A 17,206-nucleotide genomic window follows, 5' to 3' on the forward strand; every position below is an offset into this window, starting at 1 on the left:
GTTTGTGGTAGTAGTGCCCGGCTGAAAGGCCGGCATCGAGTCTTTCAAGGAGGCAGTTAGTGCAGACCAGCTTCAAGACTGGTGACAAGGCGGTCTATCCGGGCCAGGGCGTCGGTGAGGTGATGGGAATCGAGCACACCGAGGTGGCCGGGCAGCGCCAGTCCTTCTACGTGCTGCGCATCCTCGAGAACGGGATGCGGATCATGATCCCGATCAACAAGGTCGGGTCGGTCGGCCTCCGGGAGATCATCAGCGAGGAGGACGTCAAGCAGGTCTACTCCATCCTCAAGGAGAAGGACATCTCGGTCGACTCCACGACGTGGAACCGTCGCTACCGGGAGTACATGGAGAAGATCAAGACGGGCTCCGTCTTCGAGATCGCCGAGGTGCTGCGCGACCTCTACCTCCTGAAGGGTGACAAGGACCTGTCCTTCGGCGAGCGGAAGATGCTCGACACGGCCCGCTCGCTGCTCATCAAGGAGCTGTCGCTGGCCAAGGACTGCTCCGAGGAAGAGATCGAGTCGGACCTGAAGAAGATCTTCAACCTCGCCTGAGTCGTCCGCCGGGCGCACGCCCGAGACGCTCCGCCCCGGGTTCCCTTCGTGGGGACTCGGGGCTTCGTGTTTCCACGCCATGAGCGAGCCGTTGTCCACATCGCCGGAGCAGGAGGAGCGGGAGCGCCGCATCGCCGAGTTGGAGGCGCGGCTCGCTCGTCGCCGCGTGGGCGTGAAGCCCCTGGCGGCGGTGATGGCCATCGTCGTGGCCGGGGCGCTGCTGTGGATGCAGCGGCGCGAGCTGGCCTGGTTCTTCTCCCCGAGGGCGCCGCTCACGCTGGGGACGGAGGGCGCGTACCGGTACGAGGAGCTCGTCTCGAACCGCTATGCGCAGGTGCACGGCATTCCCACGGCGCGGGGCGCCTATGAGCGTACGGATGGCGGCCTCTACGTGCTGGTGGGGCTGCGGGAGTCGCCGCTCGTGGTGCGCCGGAGCGCGCTGGACGGGGAAGAGTGGAAGCCGGGAAGGCCTCCGCCGCAGCCGGATCAGCGGCCCTTTGCCGTCCGGGGGCGGCTCCTGGCGGAGGAGGATGCGCCGCGCTACCGCGAGGCGCTTGCCCTGCTGAGGAGCATGGGCGAGGTGCAGCCCCACGAGGGGCGGCTGTGGCTCCTCGTCGAAGGGGAGCAGCCGGGAGCGGACCGGGGCCTCTTGCTGGTGGCCCTGGCGCTCGTGGCCTTCATCGCATTCAACGCGGTGCTGCTCGTCAGGGGCCTGCGGCGGGGCTGAGCTCCGCGAGTCGTTCACGGGCCTCGCGGTGGTCGGCGTCGTACTTCAGCGCCTGCTCGAAGGACGCGCGGGCCTCGTCCACCCGGCCGGCCCTGCCGTGCTCCGTGCCCTCCTTCACGTGCAGGTCCGCCAGTCGCTTGCGGAGCTGCGGACCATGTCGGCTGCGACCCGCCGCGAGCGTCTCGTCCACCGTGACCGCCGTGGTGAGCTGGGTGATGGCGCGCCGCAGGTCCCGCTTCGACATCGCATCGCGGGCCTCGGCCTCGGCGTTCTCGAAGCGCGCGAGCTGCTTGTCCAGGTCGTGGAGCTTCGCTGCCTTGGCCCGCTCGCGTGCCGCGGCCACCTCGCCCGCCTCGTAGCGCTTCAGCACGTCCGCTTCCGCCGGCGAGCCTGACCGCGCCGCCACGTCGTGCGCGGACGGTGCCGCTTCGGAGCGCTCCAGCTTCGCCGCCGAAGCGTTCGCCACTCCGCGCGCCACGTCCGTGGCACTCGGCCCCGGAGTCACCTCGATGCGGATTCCGGGCGTCTGCATCACAGGCCCGTTCGCACGCTCACCCGCGGGATTCGCGGCTGGCGGCGGGGGCTGGGGCTCCATCGAGGCCAGCTCCGTGACGGACTTCGAGGGCTTCGTCGCGGGTGCCTCGGCGTCGCCGTCGCCGAAGCCCACGGCGATGCCGGTGACGAGCGCGGCCACCGCCGAGCCCAGCGCCGCCGCGATGAGCGCCACACCGAGCGTGCCCAGGCCCTTCTTCTTCCCGCCATCCGGAATCGTCGTGGTGGCGGTGACGGAGGGCACGCCCAGCGCCGGCGTCCCACCCGGGCCGCGCAGCCGCAGCAGCGCGTTGCCCATCGAAATCTCGTCCCCCGCCTTCAGCTCCATCTCGGTGGTGATGCGGTCCCGGTTGAGGAACGTGCCGTTCTGGCTGCTCAGGTCCTTCAGGTAGAAGCGGTCCGCGCGCCGGGTGAGCTGCGCATGGCGGCGGCTGATGGACGGATGCTGCAGCCGCAGGTCCGACGACGACGAGCGCCCCATCACCAGCGTGCCCTGCTTCACCGGCACGAGCTGGCCCACGCCGGGCCCTCGCTCGACGTACAGGAAGGCGGGCGGATGGCCCGGGTCCGAGTACTCGTGCGCCCAGTCGAAGCGCGGGGCCAGCTCGCGGTCGTTGCTCTCGCGCTCGCTTCCCTGCCTCCTGCTGCGGCGTGAGCCGGCCGGGTACTGCGGCACGCGCTGAGGGCGCGGGTCGTCAGCCCTCAGGGGGTCCACTTCGTCGTCATCGAAGGGGAGCTCCACATCGGAGTCCTTCGGCGCCTGCGTGCCCGGCGGACGGGGAGGGCGGGGCGGGCGCTTGGGATTCGGTGGAGCCATGCGGCCATTCTCCCATACGAACTTCCTAAAGTTTCCCGAAGCAGGAGCCTACTGCTCAGCGCCATCCAGAACTCGCGAATCCCTGGTGAATGCTGGCCTGTGTGGGGACCGAGATCCTAGAGTGACGGCCACACCCACGACTACGGACACAGGAGGATTGCCGCACGTGACCCCGCCATCCATCCGGCTCTTCAACACGATGACCATGCAGAAGGAGCTGCTGGAGCCCGCCACCCCTGGCGAGGTCGGGGTCTATGTGTGTGGTCCTACCACGTATAGCTACATCCACATCGGCAACGCCCGCACCTTCACCTCCTTCGACGTGGTGGTGCGCTACCTCCGACACCGGGGGTTCAAGGTCCGGTACGTCCGCAACTACACGGACGTGGATGACAAAATCATCAAGGCCGCCGCCGAGACGGGCGAGGCCGCGGTGGCGCTGGCCGCGCGCTACGTCGAACTCTTCCGCGAGGATGCCCGCGCCCTGCACCTGCTGGAGCCGGACGTCTCGCCGAAGGTGAGCGAGCACATCCCCGAAATCGTCGGCATCATCCAGAAGCTGGTGGACAAGGGCCACGCGTACGAGTCGCAGGGCGACGTGTACTTCTCCGTCAGCAGCGACCCGGACTACGCGAAGCTCTCCAAGCGCAACCTGGACGAGCTCTGCGTGGGCGAGCGCGTCCAGCCGGGCGAGCAGAAGCGCGAGCCGCTCGACTTCGCGCTGTGGAAGGCGGCCAAGCCGGGCGAGCCCTCGTGGGACAGCCCCTGGGGCAAGGGCCGGCCGGGCTGGCACATCGAGTGCTCGGCGATGAGCGCCAAGTACCTGGGCGAGACGTTCGACATCCACGGCGGGGCGCTGGACCTCATCTTCCCCCACCACGAGAACGAGATTGCCCAGAGCGAGTCCGCCAACGACAAGCTCTTCGCCAAGTACTGGATGCACTGCGGCTTCCTGGACCTCGAAGGCGCGAAGATGTCCAAGTCGCTGGGCAACGTGGTGCGCCTGCGCGACGCCCTGTCCCGGGTGGACCCGGAGGCCCTGCGCTTCTTCTTCCTCTCCACGCACTACCGCCACCCGCTGCACTTCGCCGACAAGGCGCTGGCGGACGCGGAAGCGCGCATGGAGTACTTCTACGAGACGCTGCGCAAGGTGGACGACCGCGTGGCGGGCAAGGACTTCGGCAAGGGGCCGCTCCACGGCGAGCCGCACCGCTTCTTCACCGAGTTCGAAGCCGCCATGGACGACGACTTCAACTCCGCCGGTGCCCTCGGCGCGCTGTCCGGCCTCTTCGTGCTGATGAACGAGCTGGTCGACAAGCCGCCGGTCAAGGACAAGGCGCTGGTGGGCCGCACGCTCCAGGCGCTGCGTGAGGACGTGCGCCGCGTGTCCGGCGTGCTCGGCCTCTTCGAGGACGACGCGGGCCAGTGGCTGCTGCGCCGCCGCGACAGGGCCGTGCGCGAGCGCGGCATCGACGTGGCGGAGGTCGAGCGGCTGCTCGGCGAGCGGACCGCCGCGCGCGCCGCGAAGGACTTCGCCGCGGCGGACCGGGTGCGCACGACGCTGAAGGAGAAGGGCGTGGAAATCATGGACACGCCTGCTGGGACGACGTGGAAGGTGGCCTCGGCGTAGGCCCGACGCGGCTGCTGCATGGGCCCGGAGCTTCGTGTTAGGGCTCCGGGCACCATGAAGCGCCTGCTGTCCCTGTTCCTCGCCCTCAGTGCCGTCCCCGCGCTCGCGCAGCGCACGCCGCTCGTCACCTCCGCGGAGAAGTCCGCGTCCGAGGCCATCGTCCCGGACGTGATGCGCGCGCACGTGCGCTTCCTCGCGGATGATTTGCTGGAGGGCCGCGGGCCCGGCACGCGCGGAGACGCGCTGGGGCAGGCGTACATCGCCTCGCAGCTCGAGGCGCTCGGGCTGAAGCCGGCGGGCACGGACGGCACGTACTTCCAGCAGTTTGATTTGGTGGGCATCACCAGCCACCCGAAGGGCTTGTCGTTCCGCACGCCGCAGGGCTCGGCGGACCTCGAGTTCTACAAGGACTTCATCGCCGTCTCCGGCGTGCAGGAGCCCGAGGCGAAGCTGGAGGACTCGGAGCTCGTCTTCGTGGGCTACGGCATCCAGGCGCCCGAGTACGAGTGGGACGACTTCAAGGGGATGGACCTGCGCGGCAAGACGCTGCTCATCCTCAACAACGACCCCGAGGACGACCCCAAGCTCTTCGCCGGCCGCACGCGGCTCTGGTACGGCCGCTGGGATTACAAGTACGAGCAGGCGGCGAAGGTGGGCGCCGCGGGCGCCATCATCATCCACACCACGCCCAGCGCGGGCTATCCGTGGCAGGTGGTGCAGACGTCGTGGACCGGTGAGCAGTTCGAATTGCCCGCCACCAACGGCCCGCGCGTGCAGGTGAAGGCGTGGACCACCGAGGACGCCACGCGCCGCGCGCTGAAGCTCACGGGGATGGATCTGGACGCGCTCCGCGCCGCCGCGCAGAAGCGCGACTTCCAGCCGGTGCCGCTCGGCGTGAAGGTGAACACGCGCTTCAACAGCGAGGTGCGCCGCCGGCCCACGGCCAACGTGCTGGCGGTGCTGCCCGGCAGCGACGCGAAGCTCTCCCAGCAGGTGGTGCTCTACACCGCGCACCATGACCACCTCGGCCTGAAGGAGGGCGGGCAGCCGGGCGAGGACACCATCTACAACGGCGCGCTCGACAACGCGGCCGGCGTGGCCGCGATGCTGTCGGTGGCGAAGGCCTTCAGCGAGCTGCCCCAGCCGCCGCGCCGCTCCATCCTCTTCGCCGCCGTGGCCGCGGAGGAGCAGGGCCTCTTGGGCTCGCAGTACCTCGCCGAGCACCCGCCCGTGCCGGCCGGCCGCGTCGCCGCGAACATCAACATCGACGGCGCCAACATCCACGGCCGCACCCGCGACCTCACCGTCATCGGCCTGGGCAAGTCCAACCTGGACGCCGTCATCACCGCGCTGGCGAAGACGCAGGGCCGCGTGGTGAAGGCGGACCAGCTCTCCGACCGCGGCTTCTTCTACCGCTCGGACCAGTTCAACTTCGCCAAGCGCGGCATTCCCGCCGCGTACTTCGGCAGCGGCATGGACTTCATCGGCCGGCCGGAAGGCTGGGGCAAGCAGCAGCGCGAGGCGTGGGAGGCGAAGCACTACCACCAGCCCTCCGATGAGCTGCGTCCGGAGTGGGACCTCTCCGGTGCCGTGGAGGACGTGCGCCTGTTCTTCCTCCTGGGGGCGAATGTCGCCCGCGCGCCGGAGATGCCGCGCTGGAACAAGGGCGACGAGTTCGAGGCCGCCCGCCTGGAGGCCCTGGAGGCGCTGAAGTCCAGCGGCGCGGCGCGGTAGGCACGCGCTCCGTCCTCCGTCCGACGGGCAGGCACGAACCAGCGGCCTTCCCCTCCGTGCGGTGTTAAACCTCACGGATATGCCGGACTTCCAGATCGTCAGTGACCACAAGCCCGAGGGCGACCAGCCGAGGGCCATTGGAGAGCTCACGGAGGGCGTCCTGCGGGGCGACCGCTATCAGACCCTCCTGGGCGTCACCGGTTCGGGCAAGACCTTCACCATGGCGAACGTCATCGCCAACGTGAAGCGCCCGGCGCTGGTCATCGCCCACAACAAGACGCTGGCCGCCCAGCTCTACGGCGAGTTCAAGGCGCTCTTCCCCAACAACGCCGTCGAGTACTTCGTCTCGTACTACGACTACTACCAGCCCGAGGCGTACGTCCCGTCGACGGACACCTTCATCGAGAAGGACTCGTCCATCAACGACAACATCGAGCGGATGCGCCACTCGGCCACCCACTCGCTGCGCACGCGCGACGACGTCATCATCGTGGCCAGCGTGTCCTGCATCTACGGCCTCGGCGCGGCCCGCAGCTACGTGGACCTCGCGGTGCGCGCGGGAGTGGGCGAGGACATGGGGCGCGATACCTTCATGCGCCGGCTCGTGGAGGCCCAGTACGAGCGCAATGATTTGGACTTCCACCGCGGCACCTTCCGCGCGCGCGGCGACACCGTCGAGGTGTTCCCCGCGTACGAGGAGGAGCGCGCCGTCCGCGTCTCCTTCTTCGGCGACGAGGTGGAGAAGATTACCGAGTTCGACCCGCTGCGCGGCGTGACGCTGGGCGCGCTGGACAAGATTGTCATCTTCCCCGCGAGCCACTACGTGGCCGGTGAGGACGTGCGCAAGCGCGCGCTGCAGACCATCCGCGACGAGCTGTCCGAGCAGCTCCAGCTCTTCAAGAAGGAGGGCAAGCTGCTGGAGGCGCAGCGGCTGGAGCAGCGCACCATGTTCGACCTCGAGATGATTGAGCAGGTCGGCTACTGCAGCGGCATCGAGAACTACTCGCGCCACTTCTCCGGCCGCGCCCCGGGTGAGCCGCCCCCGTGCCTCATCGACTACTTCCCGCGCAACCTGCTCGTCCTCATCGACGAGAGCCACCAGACGGTGCCGCAGATTGGCGCCATGTATCGCGGCGACCGCGCGCGCAAGGAGACGCTGGTCAGCTTCGGCTTCCGCATGCCCAGCGCCCTGGACAACCGCCCGCTGAAGTTCGGCGAGTTCGAGGAGCTGGTGCCCCAGTCCGTCTTCGTCTCCGCGACGCCGTCCGAATACGAGCTGCAGAAGTCCCAGGGTGTGGTGGTGGAGCAGATCATCCGTCCCACGGGCCTCACCGACCCCGAGGTGGAGACGCGCCCCGTGGGCAACCAGGTGGATGACCTGCTGGAGGAGGTGCGCCTGCGCGTGGCCCGCCAGGAGCGCGTGCTGGTGACGACGCTCACCAAGCGCATGGCGGAGGACCTCACCGAGTACTTCGCCGACGTGGGCGTGCGCGTGCGCTACCTGCACTCGGACATCGACGCCATCGAGCGCATGGCCATCATCCGGGACCTGCGCAAGGGCGAGTTCGACGTGCTGGTGGGCATCAACCTGTTGCGCGAGGGCCTGGACATCCCCGAGGTGTCGCTGGTGGCCATCCTCGACGCGGACAAGGAAGGCTTCCTGCGCAGCCACGTGTCGCTCATCCAGACCATTGGCCGCGCGGCCCGCAACCTGAATGGCCGCGTCATCATGTACGCGGACAACATCACCGACTCGATGAAGAAGGCGCTGGAAGAGACGACGCGCCGCCGCGACATCCAGAAGAAGTACAACCAGGAGCACGGCATCACCCCGCGCTCCGTCAAGAGCAACATCACCGACCTGTCCGAGCACGCCGCCTACGATGCGGGCGACGCGGGCGCGCTGCCCATGGCCGCCGAGGGCGAGGACGACGTCCTCCAGCCCAAGGAGATCAAGCGGCTCATCGAGGAGTTCACCAAGGACATGCTCGCCGCCGCGGACGAGATGCAGTTCGAGAAGGCGGCCGAGTACCGCGACAGGGTGCAGCTCCTCAAGGACATGGACCTGGGGCTCAAGCCGGCGTCGCGCTCGCTCTTGAGGGCTCCCGCGAAGAAGCAGGAGGATGAGCCTGTGAAGGGCCGCGGCAAGGGCAGGGGCCGCGGAGGCGCGGGCGCGCGGGCTCGGGGCCGCCGGTAGTCGTCAGGAGACGGCACGAGTATGGACGCGAAGCTCCAGGAGAAGCTGGACGCACTGCCCACCGAGCCCGGCGTGTACCTGATGAAGGACCGCCGGGGGCAGATCATCTACGTCGGCAAGGCCGTCAACCTGCGCAACCGCGTGCGCTCGTACTTCACGCGCACCGGGGACACGCGCGTCTTCGTGTCGCTGTTGGATCAGCTCCTCGGCGACCTGGAGACGGTGCTCGTCCACAACGAGAAGGAAGCGCTGCTTCTCGAAAACGAGCTCATCAAGAAGCACAAGCCTCGCTTCAACGTCCTGCTCAAGGATGACAAGCAGTTCATCTCCTTGAGACTGGACCGGACGCAGGCCTATCCGCGCCTGGAGGTGGTGCGGAAGTACGAGCGCGACGGCGCGCGCTACTTCGGCCCGTACTCCAGCGCGGGCGCCATCCGCGAGACGCTGCGCATCATCAACCGCTACTTCCACCTGCGCACCTGCACGGACCACGTGCTGGCCAATCGCAAGCGGCCCTGTCTGCTGTATCAGATTGGCCGCTGTCCCGCGCCGTGCGTCCACCCCGTCCCCGAGGACGAGTACCGCCGCAGCGTGGACGAGGTGGGGATGTTCCTGGAGGGCAAGGCCAACGAACTGGTGGAGGGCCTGCGTCTGCGCATGAAGCGCGCGTCCCAGGAATTGAAGTTCGAGGAGGCCGCGCGGCTGAGAGATCAGCTCAATGCCATCGAACGGAGCCTGGAGCGGCAGAAGGTGGCCACCACGGACTTCAAGGACCAGGACGTCTTCGCCCTCCACCGCGAGGGGGACCGCATCCTGTTCTACGTCCTCTGGGTGCGGCAGGGCCGCCTCAACGGTGGGCAGGCCTTCCCCTTCGGCAGCCAGGAGTTCCCCGACGCGGAGCTGCTGTCGTCCTTCGTCAACCTCTACTACGACCAGGGCAGCTTCGTGCCGGAGGAGGTGCTGCTGCCGCTGGAGCCCGACGACGGGACGGACGGCCTGGAGGCACTGCTCTCCGAGCGCAAGGGCGAGCGCGTGCGGATTGCGGTACCCAAGCGCGGCGAGAAGCACGACCTGGTGCTGATGGCCGCGAAGAACGCCGAGCAGGCCTTCGTGGAACGCCGCCGCACCAAGGACGAGACGGACAACGTGCTGTCGCGCCTCCAGCAGCGGCTGGGCCTGCGCAACTTCCCGCGCCGCATGGAGTGCTTCGACATCTCGCACTTCCAGGGCTCGGCCATCGTCGCCTCGCAGGTGGCGGTGACGGACGGCGAGGCCGACAAGTCGCGCTACCGGAAGTACAAAATCAAGACGCTGGAGAAGCAGGACGACTTCGCCAGCATGTACGAGGTCGTGACGCGCCGGCTCAAGCGCGGGCTGGAGGACAATGACCTGCCTGATTTGCTCGTCATCGACGGCGGCAAGGGACAGCTCGCCAGCGCGCACGCGGCCATGAAGGACCTGGGCGTGGACACGGTGGACGTGGTGGGCCTCGCCAAGAGCCGTGATTTGGAAGTCTTCGACCGGGATGAAGAGAGCGCGAGGAGCCCGGAGCGCGTCTTCGTGGTGGGGCGGAAGGACCCCATCGTCCTTCAACAGAACTCCGCGGAGATGTTCATGCTCACGCGGATGCGGGACGAGGCGCACCGCTTCGCCATCACCTTCCAGAAGCAGGTGCTGCGCAAGAGTCGGGTTCGCTCGGCCCTGGAGGACATTCCCGGGGTGGGCGAGGCGCGGCGGAAGATGTTGCTGCGGCACTTCGGTTCGCTCAAGCGGGTGTCGGAGGCCACCATCGAGGAGCTGGCGGAGGTGGTGGGCCCGGCGGTGGCCGAGCGGGTCCACGCCGGCCTTCACGGGCACCCCGAGGAGGACGCGGAGGACCCCGTACGTCAGGCGTCCCTGGACGACGCGAGCGAGCCGGTGAACGAAAAATCGCAGGGAGGGTCGCCACCCGGAGCGGCGTGATTAATTTCCGCTGCAGACCGTGGGGGCAGTGCGCTGAAACCGCGAAGTTCCCGGGGTTTTTCATTGCGACTGGGCTCGGCGCTGATTTATAGCGGTTCACGATCCGAGCACGTTTTTAGAGGGTGAGGGACCGACATGAGGCTGTATCCGAAGGTGATCCCGATCATCTCGCGCGAGGGAATTCAGCAGCTCATGCAGGATGGGGACATCGAGGTGGAGCCGATGCGCGTGGCTGACGCCGAGATGGACCTGTCCGCCATCATGCGCGAGTACCTTGCCAACGAGGAGCGTGTGAACCAGGCGACGCGAGAGGCGCTGGAGCGTCGCGGATATGACTACTCGAAGTTCAACCAGGTGAAGCGCGAGATGGCCGACGTCCGCGGCTTCAAGATGGGCGACGAGGGCATCGAGTACGTCATCAACCAGATGATTGAGTTCCTCCTCATCAGCCGGAACGTCGAGGAGGTGTACGCCGCGGACAACGTGCTGCGTCAGAAGATCTTCGCGGTGATGAAGCGGCACCTGGACGTGGACGACGAAATCGACAAGGAGGCCCGCTCCCGCCTGAAGCACCTGCAGGAGGGCACGAGCGCCTTCGACATCGAGTACAACAAGACGGTGGAGCAGATCCGCCGCGCCCGGGGTCTCATCTAGCCTTCCGGAGAGGGGACTGCCGTTCCCCGCTCCGCTGCCTACCTTGTGAGACAAGGAGGCAGCGTCGATGGCGGGACCCTTCACCACGCTTCTGTTGTCTGGCTTCCTGGCCGCGGCGCCAGGCGGGTTCACGTTCGAGGGCCGGGAGGCCAGCGCGAGGACCGAGCGGCCGGACGGCTTCTTCATCCACGGCCCACTGCCCTTCACCGACCTGGCCGAGAGCGGCACGGGCAGCGCCTCGCTGTCGGTGGAGGACCGGGTGTCCCTGCCACGCGCCACGTACGGCGACCTGGGGCAGCTCTCCGCCACATTCAGACTGGGCGGGGTGGAGTACCGGGTGGAGCTGACGCGCCCCGGTTTCCCGCCGCCGCAGGTGTCGGGGCAGGCGGGCTCGGGCCCGCTTCCCCGGCCGCCTCCGCACGCGATTGGCGGCGGCGTGCTGCTGGACGTGCCGATGTACGGCGACAGCGGGCTGGGCTGGACGGCGATGACGCGCACGCACGCGGCGGCCGCGCTGTGGGGCGTGGGCAGCGTGTGGCGCAACGGGCAGCTCCTCACGGACCGGGCCTTCGTGCACGCGGCGGCGCTGTCCTCGGGCGCGTGGGCGGATGACGACACGCACCGGCTGATTCGGCAGGCGCGCCCCGGCGACACGGAGCTGGTGGTGGTGGCGTGGAACCTGCCGGCGGCGGAGCCTCGCGGCTTCGTGCAGTTCGTGTTCGAGGACGTGTCCATCGCCCTCGACGGTGCGTCGGTGCCGTACCGCGCCGTGGTGGAGGTTACGGGGAACCCGCCGGTGGACTACCGCCTGCTGACGCCGACGCCGCCCACGACGCTGTTCGGGACGCAGACGACACCGCCGCCGGTGACAGTCACCGTGGGCACGGCGGGGACGACGTTCGCCACGGCGCCCGGAGGCACGCCGGAGACGACGCCCGGGGCGCAGACCGGCGTCGGCGTGGCGGGCGGCGGGCGGGACATCGTGGCCACGCAGGGGGGCGGAATCGTCACCGTGGGTGGCGCGACGACGGGCACCGGGGGGGCGGGCACGGGGGGCGCGGGGACGACCACCGGCACCGGCGAGGTGGCCTCCGGCGGACTCGGGGCTGAAACCATCAGCGGCACGGGGGAGACGGGGTCGGCCCTGGGGGCGAACGTCGCGGGCGGCGGGACGACGCCCACGGGGGCGGCGCTGCCGGACGCGGACACGGGCGTGGTGGGCGGGCCGGTGACGGCGACGACGTCGGCGGCCGCGGAGGGCTCCGGGGCCCTGGGCGGCACGGGACAGCCGTCGGTGGCGGGCGTGGCGGGCGGAGCGCTGGTGACGCCGCCGGGCTCCACGGTGGCCGCGCTGCCGGGGGCCGAGGTGCCGGGGCTGCCGGTGACGCCGGATGTGACGAGCGGCACGTTCCCCGTCACGGGCGCGCCGAATCCACCGGTGAACATCTCGGGCTCCCTGCCGGGCACACCCGCGCCGGGCTCGCAGCTGGCGGTGGAGGGCGCCGTGGTGCCGGGGACTGCGCCGCCGGGGACGCCGTCGGGCTTCGGGCCGGCGACGAGTGCGTTCTCCACGCCGACGGGGGGCGTGGCCTCGCTGGGCCTCTTCACCGTGCAGGGCCTGACGGCGGGCACGTTCGACCAGTTCCTCGGGACGTCGCAGTCGAGCACGGGCGTCCTGGCGACGCCGCCACCGCTGAACTCGGACACGGCGACGCCGCCGTCCGCGCTGCTGGGCTCACCGGCGCCGCTGACGGCGGGTCAGGCGGCACCGCTGCTGGGCACGCCCGCGCCGCTCACGGCCGCGCCGGCCACACCGCTTCCGGCGACGCCCGCACCAGCGAACGTGACGCCGGGCACGAGCACCACGACGGCGGGCCCCGCGGCACCCGCGGGCTCGGCACCCGCGACGCCGGTGACCTCGCCCGGCGGTACGGCGGTTCCGCCCAGTATCTGACGGGCTCAGCGCAGTCGCGTGGGCACGTAGCCCTGGCGCTGCAGGGCGGCGGCTTGCGACAGGCGCTTGCGCACCTGGACGATGACGTCTTGCAGGTAGTCCAGTTGCTGGAGGACGCGCAGGTCCTCGCCGGCCTCCAGCAGCGTCACCGGTGACAGTTCCTCGGTGCGCAGCGTGTCCAGCAAGCCGGTGAAGTGGGCCCCCACGTCGCCGAGCGCGTCGAGCCCTTCGCGCAGGTCATCCTCCAGCAGGTCCACCAGCACCCGCGCGTCCGTGCGGGCCGGGAGCGAGTGGGCCAGGCGCTCCATGGCCACGTGGACCGGGTCGGCGCGGCGCGGTTGCGCGGAAGCGGCGATGGCAAGGGCCGGAGGGGGCATGGCCATGACGCTACAGGCCGGTAGCACCCCGTCAATTTCCCGGCCGGCATGCCCCGCCCGCGAGTCTGTCAGAGCGAGTGGAGGAACTCTACCAACGCCGCGCGGTCCGACGCGGACAGCCCGCGGAAGCCCTCGCGCGAGGCCTCCGCTTCACCGCCGTGCCAGAGGATGGCCTCCTCCAGCGTGCGGGCCCGGCCGTCATGCAGGAAGGCCGCGTACGGCAGCACCGTCTGCGTCAGCCCCAGACCCCACAGCGCGGGCGTGCGCCACTCGCTGCCCGTGGCCGCGCCGTCCGGACGCCCGTCAGCGAGCTCCGGGCCCATGTCGTGGAGCAGCAGGTCCGTGTACGGATGGATGCGCTGCCGCACCACTTCCGCCACCGCGTGCGCGCCGGTCTCCAGCGTCTCGCGGTGGCACTGCTCGCAGCCCAGCGACTTGAAGAGCCCCTCTCCGCGCACCACCTCGAGGTCGCTCAGCGCCGTGCGCGCCGGCACACCCAGCGACTGCGCGTAGAACACCGCCGCCTCCAGCGTGTCGCGCGTGATTTCGTGCGTGCCGTCCTGCTCGGGGAAGAGGGGATTCGTCACGCCCATGTCGTTGACGTACGCCTCCGCGGACTGCTGCGTGAGGTGCGGGCTGTTCGCCTTCCAGCCGAAGCGCCCCGGCGCCAGCGCACGGGCCGCCACGTCCCAGACCTCGTTCAGCCGTCCGGAGACGCCGTCCCCGTTCCCATCATCCGGGTCCGCGAGCGCCTGGAGCGTGGACACGTCCACCGCCTCCAGCAGCCCCAGTCCAAACACCGGCGGAGGCAACCGCAGCGACGTCAGCAGTCGCTCGGGCAGCACCGCGCCGTTCTTCGGAGTGATGCTCACCCGGGGCGAGCGCAGCGAATACGCCGTGCCATCCGCGTAGCGCCCCTGCGTCTCCACCCACTCCAGCGCGACGGAGGCCTCCGGCTGCACGCCGTAGTTGGACTGGTCCTGCACCTGGAAGCCGAAGCCCGGCACCGGCACCGCGCCACGGGGGTGGTCCGGCGTGCCGTCCGGCAGGCTCACGCGCACGAGCAACTGCGTGCGCTGTGGGCCCGTGCCCATCACCGGCATGCCGCGCCCGTTGCGCAGGTGGCAGCCATTGCAGGAGGTGTTGTTGTAGACGGGCCCCAGCCCCGGGTTGACGGGCGCGGGGCCGGGCACGAACACCGCCTCGAAGGCCGCGTCGCCCATCCGGTGTCGCTCCGCGTCCTCGGGCGACAGGTTGGGCGCGGGCTGGGCGAAGGCCAGCGACGTGCGGTCATCGATGGTCGTCGCGCCTCCCGCACGCGGCGGCTCGGCTGGCGCCCCGGGCGCCTCCTCTCCGCAGCCCGTGGTCCACAACAGCAGCGCTCCCAACATCAACGCACGTCGCATGGCTATTTCCCCCTTTTGAGACGAACCGAGCTGCCTGCGCTCAGCGAGTCACCAGCGGCAGCACCTGGGTCTGGAAGGTGTCGTGCAGCTTGCGGATGGCGGCCTGCGCGGCCTCGATTTCGTCCGCCGAGCCCGGGTCGCTGATGGAGTCGCGGAAGGGCTCGGGAATCTTCGCGAGCGCGTCGATGGCCACCTTCAGCTCTTCGCCGATGCGCGCGTCGATGTCCTTGCCCGCGCCCACCACGTCGCGCAGCGTCTGACCCTTCGCCGCCCCGTCGGCCGTGCGGCCGAAGTACACGTTCTCCACGCTGCGCAGGTTGTTGGTGAAGTCGCTCAGCGAGTTGTACGCGAACTGGCTCTCCACCAGGTTCGGGTCCTTCGCGTCGTACGGGTCGGCAATCTTCCCGTTCGCCACCTCGTCGAGGATGTTGATGATGCCGCCCACCATCTCCTGCGCCGCCGCCTGCAGGGACGGGTAGGCCGTGTTGCCGGACTGGCCGGCGGTGGCCAGCGTGTCGCGGTACGGCGGCCGGCCGTCGACGGACTGCGTCCACGCGGCCGCCAGCGACGTGCTCACGGACTTCAGCTCGTTGGTAATCGCGGTGAGGTACTCGAACTGGCGCGCGGTGAACTCGTTCGCCGTCTTGGTGCCGCCCTCGCCGAAGAGCAGGTACTCCACCGTGTGGAAGCCCTTCTGCGTCTCCTGCAGGTTGCGCACGTACTCGGCGGTGAGCGTGTCGTTGCTGGCCAGCACCGCGTCCAGGTCCGTCCGGTTCACCGGCCAGCTGTCCAGCGCCGGGTCAAACCCGTAGCTGTCCACCGGCCCGAAGAGGAACGCCTCGCTCTGCTCCCACGGCACGCGCGCGGCGAACCATGCGGTCTTCGCCGCCGCCAGCTTCTCCGCGGTGGGGGCCGCCTGCAGCGCGCGCGCCGCCGCGTCCAGCTCCGACAGCCGCGTGGCCAGCTTCTGGTACGTGGGCACCACCACCGTGTCCGCGAAGTTGACCACGAGCTCCTGCTTCAGGTCGGTTTCAGGTGCGGTGCAGCACACCTCGTCGTCGCCACAGGCACTGAGGAACAGCGCGCCGGACGCGAGCACGGACGTCAGCGCGAAACGAAGGGTGCGGGGGAAAGAAGGCATGGGATTGATTCCTTGCGGGGGTCAGTAGGAGAAGCCGGTGGACACGCGCAGCGTGTTCTCCGGCCGGAAGGTGACGGCACCGAGGCGGCGGTGGCTGAAGTCGAGCTTCGCGAACGCCACGCCCTCGAGCGTGTACGACGTGCCCACCGTGTAGATGGTGCGGCGGAAGCGCGGGTTGTCGAAGAGCTCCGCGCGCGGCTTGAACTCGGTGTCCGCGTAGTCCACTCGGACGAAGGGGAAGAGCTGGTGCGCGTCACCCAGGTGCAGCGGCCGCGCCACGTCGAAGCCCAGCTCACCCCAGGCGGCGAGCGCGTTGTCGGACACGGGCGTGCGCAGCACGCCGAGCAGGTTGGACAAGCGCGCGTTGCGCTGGGACACCTGCTCCGCGTTGCTCAGGTGGCCCCACATCACCAGCGCCTTCGCGCGCCACGGGCCCTTCCGCACGGACAGGTGCGCGTCGAGGATGACCACCGGCGCGGACACGTAGCCGCACGGCGCCACCACGTTTTCATTCCCGTTCTCGCACTGCTGGACGAGGTCCGGCTTGGGGCGGTTGCGCGTGGTGTTGCCGTAGTAGCCGGACGTGCCGAAGGTGAAGCCGTCGTAGCGGACGACGTCCGCGCGGCCGACGAAGGCCAGGTCCGAGGCGCGCGCCACCTCGAAGCGGCGCTGGTGCCCGCCCACCACCCACTGCTGTGAGCTGAAGCCCGTGGAGTCCAGCCCGTTGACCACCTGCCCGATGAGCCGCAGGCCCCAGGGCGCCTTCCACTGGACCTGCAGGCCCATCTCGTCCCAGGTGTTGGGGATGATGAGCGTCTCCGCCTCGTCCCGCACCGTGCCCAGGTAGTCCGTGGGGCGGTAGTACTCGAACAGCGTGCCCACCGCGACGTAGAAGCGGCCCACGGTGACCGCCGCGTGGCGGCCCAGCTTCTTGGAGAGGTACAGCTCCTCGATGAGCACCTCGCCGCCCTTGTCCACCTCCTGCTCGTACTCGCCGAACTCCTCGTACTCCAATTCCAGCGCGGCGCCGGTGCCGGCGTGCTCGAACTCCACCTCCGCCTCGGCCTCCAGCCCGTACTCCTCGAGGCCCGCCTCCATCGACAGCACCAGGCGCGTGGTGTCGAACGCCAGCCGCGAGTCGCGCTGCGAGCCGCGCGCCCGGTTCTGGTTCTCACCGTAGTTGAAGTACGCGAACTGCAGGTCGCCGTAGCCGCCCAGCTCGAAGTCCAGCTTGGGGCGCTTCTCCTCGTCCTCGTCTTCTTCGTGCTCCTCGTGCTCGCGCTCCTTCTGGGGTTCATCTTCGTCGGCCCAGGCGGGCGCGGCGCAGAGGAGGAGGGACGCGGACAGCAGCAGCGACAGCGGACGAGGTGTACGGGCAGTCATCGGAGCGGCGAGCACCGTACGCCCATGATTTTGATATTGCAAACCACTTTCAATTCGCAGGAAAAGAAGAAGCCAGGGATGCAGCATCCCTGGCTCCGAGGGCGGACGTCAGTCGTGG

13 protein-coding genes are annotated in these 17,206 nt (G+C 69.5%); 8 read left to right on the forward strand and 5 right to left on the reverse strand.

Features of this window, described 5'->3' with window-relative positions; all coding sequences use genetic code 11:
• The first annotated feature begins 59 nt into the window (after positions 1-59).
• Together ACVTJA_RS17050 and ACVTJA_RS17055 are read left to right on the forward strand one after the other, a co-directional pair.
• Positions 60-554: a CarD family transcriptional regulator gene (locus tag ACVTJA_RS17050; RefSeq protein WP_013939202.1), complete on the forward strand. Its 495-nt coding sequence runs from the start codon at positions 60-62 to the stop codon at positions 552-554.
• Positions 555-633: 79 nt separating this feature from the next.
• Positions 634-1,281, forward strand: coding sequence for a hypothetical protein (locus ACVTJA_RS17055; protein WP_465837436.1), 648 nt, complete (start codon positions 634-636; stop codon positions 1,279-1,281).
• On the opposite strand, the gene ACVTJA_RS17060 is transcribed toward ACVTJA_RS17055, so the two are convergent.
• Positions 1,259-2,650, reverse strand: coding sequence for an FHA domain-containing protein (locus tag ACVTJA_RS17060; RefSeq protein ID WP_465837437.1), 1,392 nt, complete (start codon positions 2,648-2,650; stop codon positions 1,259-1,261). The two genes, ACVTJA_RS17055 and ACVTJA_RS17060, sit on opposite strands and share 23 nt — an antisense overlap.
• Before the next feature lie 199 nt (positions 2,651-2,849).
• Between ACVTJA_RS17060 and cysS the strand changes: the two genes are divergently transcribed.
• From cysS to ACVTJA_RS17090, 6 genes are all read left to right on the forward strand, one after another.
• On the forward strand, positions 2,850-4,280 hold the full coding sequence (gene cysS, locus ACVTJA_RS17065) for a cysteine--tRNA ligase (RefSeq protein WP_465840418.1): 1,431 nt from the start codon (positions 2,850-2,852) through the stop codon (positions 4,278-4,280).
• A gap of 54 nt (positions 4,281-4,334) precedes the next feature.
• The gene (locus tag ACVTJA_RS17070; RefSeq protein WP_465837438.1) at positions 4,335-6,014 is read left to right on the forward strand and encodes a M28 family metallopeptidase; all 1,680 of its coding nucleotides are present in this window, start codon (positions 4,335-4,337) and stop codon (positions 6,012-6,014) included.
• A 79-nt stretch (positions 6,015-6,093) separates the two neighbouring features.
• Positions 6,094-8,211 carry an excinuclease ABC subunit UvrB gene (gene uvrB / locus ACVTJA_RS17075; protein WP_465837439.1) on the forward strand — a complete coding sequence of 706 codons (2,118 nt, stop codon included), beginning with the start codon at positions 6,094-6,096 and terminating at the stop codon, positions 8,209-8,211.
• Positions 8,212-8,232: 21 nt separating this feature from the next.
• Positions 8,233-10,173, forward strand: a complete 1,941-nt coding sequence (uvrC, locus tag ACVTJA_RS17080; protein ID WP_465837440.1) for an excinuclease ABC subunit UvrC — start codon at positions 8,233-8,235, stop codon at positions 10,171-10,173.
• Positions 10,174-10,308: 135 nt separating this feature from the next.
• Positions 10,309-10,827, forward strand: coding sequence for a DUF507 family protein (locus tag ACVTJA_RS17085; RefSeq protein WP_163996900.1), 519 nt, complete (start codon positions 10,309-10,311; stop codon positions 10,825-10,827).
• A 67-nt stretch (positions 10,828-10,894) separates the two neighbouring features.
• A complete protein-coding gene (locus tag ACVTJA_RS17090; RefSeq protein WP_465837441.1) occupies positions 10,895-12,781 on the forward strand; it encodes a hypothetical protein in 1,887 nt (628 codons plus the stop codon).
• Between the two features lie 5 nt (positions 12,782-12,786).
• Here the strand turns inward: ACVTJA_RS17090 and ACVTJA_RS17095 are convergent, their stop codons facing one another.
• The 4 genes from ACVTJA_RS17095 to ACVTJA_RS17110 form a co-directional block, all read right to left on the reverse strand.
• Positions 12,787-13,158, reverse strand: coding sequence for a hypothetical protein (locus tag ACVTJA_RS17095; RefSeq protein ID WP_465837442.1), 372 nt, complete (start codon positions 13,156-13,158; stop codon positions 12,787-12,789).
• 68 nt (positions 13,159-13,226) lie between these two features.
• Positions 13,227-14,564, reverse strand: coding sequence for a di-heme oxidoreductase family protein (locus ACVTJA_RS17100; protein WP_465837443.1), 1,338 nt, complete (start codon positions 14,562-14,564; stop codon positions 13,227-13,229).
• A gap of 40 nt (positions 14,565-14,604) precedes the next feature.
• Positions 14,605-15,705: an imelysin family protein gene (locus tag ACVTJA_RS17105; RefSeq protein WP_465837444.1), complete on the reverse strand. Its 1,101-nt coding sequence runs from the start codon at positions 15,703-15,705 to the stop codon at positions 14,605-14,607.
• Between the two features lie 21 nt (positions 15,706-15,726).
• Complete coding sequence (locus tag ACVTJA_RS17110) at positions 15,727-17,088, reverse strand: hypothetical protein (RefSeq protein WP_465837445.1); 1,362 nt, start codon at positions 17,086-17,088, stop codon at positions 15,727-15,729.
• Positions 17,089-17,206 lie beyond the last annotated feature (118 nt).

This window comes from Pyxidicoccus sp. M6 (assembly GCF_055568925.1).